Origin of the sequence: Vibrio sp. 10N.261.52.A1 (assembly GCF_002876325.1) — a bacterium.
GTDB lineage: Bacteria > Pseudomonadota > Gammaproteobacteria > Enterobacterales > Vibrionaceae > Vibrio > Vibrio chagasii.
In genome coordinates, this window is the sequence record NZ_MCYD01000869.1 from 1 (window position 1) to 5,541 (window position 5,541).

The window sequence follows — 5,541 nt, forward strand, 5'->3', positions numbered from 1 at the left end:
ATTAGTTTCTATCTCAAAAAAAGTCAGTTCTGCAATAAATAGAGTTATACTATTGTTATAATCGCTTGATTTATAAAGGTAGAGAACATCTCGAGTTTCTGCTAATTTCCAATTCATAATTTCTGCGGCAGCACACACAATGAATGAATTATTGACCCAAGTACAAACCTACATCAACCAGACCCATAGTGACTGGGCGAATAGCGTCCTATTCATCACTATTGCGAGTTTTCTCGCTTGGGTAGCTTGGCGAATAATCCATAATCGCTTGGAAGTTCTGGTACAGAGAACCCACTTTCACTGGGATGACCTACTACTAAAGGCACTGAAAACCCCTGTCAGTACGTTACTTTGGTGTTGGCCAGCGACCGTATCTGTCGGTTTGATTCTTCAAGATCAGTTTGGCAATGAAATCAACTGGTTAAAAACTCTCAAGCACATATTGATCATATGTACCTTCGTTTGGTTCACCTTACGAATGATCACCAATGCTGAAGCATACGTCTTAGAGCAAAAAAACAGGGATGAGACAACTGTACAGGCGATTGCAAAAGTAGCTCGTCTGTTCTTTATGGTCATGGGCGGCCTGACAATCATGCAAGCGTTTGGACTCAGCCTGTCTGGCCTTCTGACCTTTGGTGGTGTGGGTGGTTTGATTGTCGGTTTGGCAGCAAAAGATCTACTTTCGAACTTCTTTGGTGGCATGATGATCTACTTCGACCGACCTTTTAAAGTCGGTGATTGGATTCGCTCTCCCGACCGTCAAATCGAAGGTACCGTCGAACGTATTGGCTGGCGCATGACCATTATTCGCACCTTTGATAAACGACCTTTGTACGTGCCAAACTCAGTATTCAGTAACATTGTGGTGGAAAACCCATCGCGAATGCTAAACCGTCGAATTAATGAAACCTTTGGGCTTCGTTACGAAGATGCGAGCAAGTTAGCTGTTATCGTGGATGACGTAAAAGCCATGCTTGAAACGCACCCAGACATCGATGCTAAGCAGACGCTCATCGTGAACTTCGACAAGTTTGGCCCATCAACGCTGAACTTCTTTATCTACACCTTCACCAAAACCGTCAACTGGGTGAGATACCATGAAGTGAAACAAGATGTGCTACTGCAGGTACTGGCGATTATTCATAAGCACAATGCGGATATCGCTTTCCCAACACAAACACTCAAAATCGACCCACAAGGTTTTAGCGAAGTTCAAGATATGGCTATTTCGAATCCATCAGGCCATCAATAAACAGCGTATTTACTGTTTATAGGTAACTAAATGGGTTATCGATAATTAAAAAGAGTGAAGCGTGATAACATGGCGCCAGTATTTTAATGCACCCTGTACCACGCTATGATTTTACCTGTCATTCTAGCTGGCGGCTCTGGTAGCCGCCTCTGGCCCCTCTCTCGCGAGCTTTACCCAAAGCAGTTCCTCAATATTGCTGGCGAACAATCGATGCTCCAGCAAACCCTTATACGCCTACAAGGTCTTGAAGCGCACTTGAGTAATGCAGAATGTGCGGCTCCCTTCATTATCTGTAATGAAGAGCACCGCTTTATTGCTGCGGAACAGGCTCGCTCGGCCAACATTGAACACAGTGGTATTTTGCTAGAACCTGTCGGAAAAAACACAGCTCCCGCCATCGCACTCGCTGCATTACAGGCTTTAAATCACACCAGATGTAACCAACAAAATGAGTCAGATCCAATATTATTGGTACTGGCTGCTGATCATCACATCGCTAAAACAGCAGAATTTCAGCAAACGGTGGCGAGAGGTGTTGAATACGCAAAACAAGGTAAACTGGTTACTTTTGGTATTACTCCAAGCGCACCAGAAACTGGCTATGGTTATATAAAACAAGGAGATCCACTCTCCCACCATGCTTTTGCCATTGAATGTTTCGTTGAAAAGCCAGATCTAGCCACCGCAGAACAATACGTTAATTCGGGCCAATACCTCTGGAACAGCGGTATGTTCATGTTTAAAGCCTCACGCTACTTAGAAGAGCTAGCAAAACATCATCCACAGATCCTTGAGGCCTGTAAAAGCGCTCTCGAAAAACAAAATACTGACCTCGATTTTATCCGTATTGACGCTGAAGCATTCAAAAGCAGTCCAAGTGACTCTATCGACTATGCCGTGATGGAAAAAACGTCAGATGCTGCGGTAATTTCGATGGATGTTGGTTGGAATGATATTGGCTCGTGGTCTGCGATTTGGGATGTAAGTGATAAAGATGAACAGAACAATGTGATTGAAGGCGATGTGTTAACGGTCGATTCTCAGCACAACTATATCCACGCTGAAAACAAACTGGTTGCGACTGTAGGTGTCGAAAATCTCATTATTGTCGAAACAAAAGACGCCATACTCGTCGCGAACAAAGACAAAGTTCAAGACGTGAAATCGATTGTCAGCCAACTGAATCAAGCAGATCGCACAGAACATGTTCATCACCGCGAAGTGTTTAGACCTTGGGGTAAATACGATGTAATCGACTTAGGCAAACGCGACAAGGTTAAACGTATCACCGTAAAACCCGGTCACAAGCTATCCCTGCAGATGCATCACCATAGAGCAGAACACTGGGTTGTTGTAGCAGGTGTTGCGAAGGTGACCAATGATGAGAAAACCTATCTCGTTGAAGAAGACCAATCCACTTATATTCCGCTAGGACACATACACAGCCTAGAAAATCCAGGGGACAATCCACTCGAAATGATCGAAGTACAAACCGGTAGCCATTTGAGTGAAGACGACATTATTCGATATCAAGATAGTTACGGGCGAAGCGGACAGTCTAGCTCACCTCAAATCAACAAATCGAACTAAAGCAGCGACGATACAATGAAACAGAATTTAGACCTCAGCTGCTTTAAAAATAACGATATCCGAGGAATCATTGGTAAACAAATCAATGAGCGCCTAGCTTACCTGCTTGGTATAGTATTTGGCGAATATGTCCTTGCAGAAACATCTAAAACGTCACTCAATAGCTTGGCTAAAGTAGTCATTGGTCGTGATAATCGTGAAACCTCATTGCTCCTGCAGAAAGCGATGACCAAGGGTTTGATCGAATCAGGGATCAACGTGGTAGATCTCGGTATGACAGGCACAGAAGAAGTCTACTTTGCGACTCGCCACCTACAAGCCATTGGCGGAGTCCAGATTACGGCAAGCCACAATCCAATCAATTACAACGGCATGAAGTTAGTCGGTCTACACGCGAATCCGATAAGTAAAAACAAAGGATTAGATGTAATTAAACAGCACATAGAAGTTCTAGAGCATGAGAGGTTCAGCGAACAACCGATCAGCCATGAACAAGCCGATAATTTCATTAGAACCACCAGTATTCTCGCTCCTTATGTTGATCACCTACTCTCTTACATAAAGCCGTCAAAGCTATCACCGATGAAGATTGTGGTTAACGCGGGAAACGGCGTTGCTGGGCATGTCATTGATGCCTTAGAGACCAAATTCAATGAACTGAATGCTCCAATCACCTTCATCAAGGTTCATCACACTCCGGATGGGATGTTCCCAAATGGCATCCCTAATCCTTTACTTAAAGAAAACCAAGCTGCTACCCGCGACGCCGTTTTAGAGCACTCCGCAGACCTTGGTATCGCCTGGGATGGTGATTTTGATCGTTGTTTCTTCTTTGATGAAAAAGGTAATTACATTGAGGGTTACTACATCGTCGGTCTGCTAACCGAAGCCTTCTTACTGAAGGATTCCAATGCAACTGTACTACACGACATGCGCATGACATGGAATACAATAGAGATTGCAGAAAAGCTCGGGGGAAACGCTGTTGGCGTAAAAGCTGGGCACGCTTTGATCAAAGAGAAAATGCGAGAGCTCAACGCTGTGTACGGTGGAGAGATGAGTGCACATCACTACTTCCGTGACTTTGGGTACTGCGACTCAGGGATGATTCCTTGGCTACTCGTGATTGAACTGATCAGTAAGACTCAACAATCTCTTCATCAACTTATCAGCTCTAGCGTAGAAAGATTCCCCTCTTCTGGAGAGATCAATCGCAAGGTAGCAGACCCAGAACAAGCTATCGTTCGTGTACTTTCATGCTACCAAAAGCGTGCTGTAAACATAGATCATACCGACGGTATTAGCATGGATATGGGTACTTGGCGCTTTAACTTAAGGAAATCCAATACCGAGCCACTAATCCGCCTTAATGTAGAAACCAAGCAAGATAAAGATTTGTTGTCACTTAAAGTCGACGAGCTAGTGTCTTTCCTAGCTTAAAAATACAGGTCACTTCCTATTAGCGATTAGGGACTATTAAAAAGCCCTTACTCACAAAAGCGAGTAAGGGCTCAATTATCTGAGTCGTTCTAGAGACTAATTAAAGTCACTAACTTACTTGTTACGGCGAGCTTCAACTGCATCTGCTAGTTGACGAAGTACTGTTTCAGTATCTTCCCAACCAATACAAGCATCAGTAATTGACTGGCCGTATGTTGGAGCTTTGCCGTCAACCAAATCCTGGCGACCTTCAACTAGGTGAGATTCGATCATCACACCAAAGATAGCTTTATCACCACCCGAGATCTGTGCACTTACGTCATCAGACACATTCATTTGACGCTTGAATTGCTTAGAACTGTTTGCATGGCTGAAGTCGATCATTACTTTCTGCGGTAGACCAGAAGCTTCTAGCTCTTGCTTGATCTTACCAACGTGCTCTGCGCTGTAGTTTGGCTCTTTACCACCACGTAGGATGATATGACAATCTGGGTTACCAGCCGTTTCAACGATAGCTGAGTGACCGTACTTAGTTACCGATAAGAAGTGGTGAGAAGCACTTGCAGAGCGGATTGCGTCTGTTGCGATCTTGATGTTGCCATCGGTACCATTCTTAAAGCCAACAGGGCATGAAAGACCAGAAGCTAGCTCACGGTGAACTTGAGATTCCGTAGTACGTGCGCCAATTGCACCCCAGCTAATTAAGTCTGCTACGTATTGAGGCGTGATCATGTCTAGGAATTCACTTGCTGTCGGCATACCCATGTCTGTTAGGTCAAGAAGTAGCTTACGTCCAAGGCGCAGACCGTCGTTTAGTTTGAACGTGTCGTCCATGTAAGGGTCATTGATCAGACCTTTCCAGCCAACCGTCGTACGTGGTTTCTCAAAGTAAACACGCATTACGATTTCAAGCTTATCGCCTAGCTCATCGCGTAGTACTTTCAAACGCTTACCGTATTCAAGAGCCGCTTCTGGATCATGAATAGAACATGGGCCAACGATAACCAATAAACGGTCGTCACTTTCTTCTAGAATGTTGTGAATTGCTTTACGGCTTTCAAAGGTTGTCGAAGAAGCAACTTCTGTCGCTGGAAACTTTTCTAAAACAGCAACAGGGGGTAATAACTCTTTTACTTTGTTAATTCTTACATCATCAGTCTGGAACATTGCTTACTTCTTCCTATTTTCTAACCTTGGGCTGAATGTACGTTATCTCACGTAACTTTCCATCAGCACATATCTTCTTGTTCCCTGTA

General features: G+C 44.2%; 4 protein-coding genes. 3 read left to right on the forward strand and 1 reads right to left on the reverse strand.

What is annotated here, in order from left to right; genetic code table 11:
* The first annotated feature begins 139 nt into the window (after positions 1–139).
* The 3 genes from BCT81_RS18640 (at position 140) to BCT81_RS18650 (ending at position 4,285) form a co-directional block, all read left to right on the forward strand.
* Positions 140–1,255 carry a mechanosensitive ion channel family protein gene (locus tag BCT81_RS18640; protein WP_102425433.1) on the forward strand — a complete coding sequence of 372 codons (1,116 nt, stop codon included), beginning with the start codon at positions 140–142 and terminating at the stop codon, positions 1,253–1,255.
* Between the two features lie 105 nt (positions 1,256–1,360).
* Positions 1,361–2,845 (forward strand): mannose-1-phosphate guanylyltransferase/mannose-6-phosphate isomerase, encoded by a 1,485-nt coding sequence (locus tag BCT81_RS18645; protein WP_102425434.1) that lies wholly within the window; start codon positions 1,361–1,363, stop codon positions 2,843–2,845.
* A 15-nt stretch (positions 2,846–2,860) separates the two neighbouring features.
* Positions 2,861–4,285, forward strand: a complete 1,425-nt coding sequence (locus tag BCT81_RS18650; RefSeq protein ID WP_102425435.1) for a phosphomannomutase CpsG — start codon at positions 2,861–2,863, stop codon at positions 4,283–4,285.
* A 114-nt stretch (positions 4,286–4,399) separates the two neighbouring features.
* Here the strand turns inward: BCT81_RS18650 and aroG are convergent, their stop codons facing one another.
* Positions 4,400–5,452, reverse strand: a complete 1,053-nt coding sequence (aroG, locus tag BCT81_RS18655; protein ID WP_008217211.1) for a 3-deoxy-7-phosphoheptulonate synthase AroG — start codon at positions 5,450–5,452, stop codon at positions 4,400–4,402.
* Positions 5,453–5,541: the final 89 nt, after the last annotated feature.

Excerpts from the sequence above, each read along its gene's own strand:
- BCT81_RS18645 (WP_102425434.1), top strand. The coding sequence starts at position 1,361 with ATGATTTTACCTGTCATTCTAGCTGGCGGCTCTGGTAGCCGCCTCTGG.
- BCT81_RS18650 (WP_102425435.1), top strand. The coding sequence starts at position 2,861 with ATGAAACAGAATTTAGACCTCAGCTGCTTTAAAAATAACGATATCCGA.
- BCT81_RS18640 (WP_102425433.1), top strand. The coding sequence starts at position 140 with ATGAATGAATTATTGACCCAAGTACAAACCTACATCAACCAGACCCAT.
- aroG (WP_008217211.1), bottom strand. The coding sequence starts at position 5,452 with ATGTTCCAGACTGATGATGTAAGAATTAACAAAGTAAAAGAGTTATTA.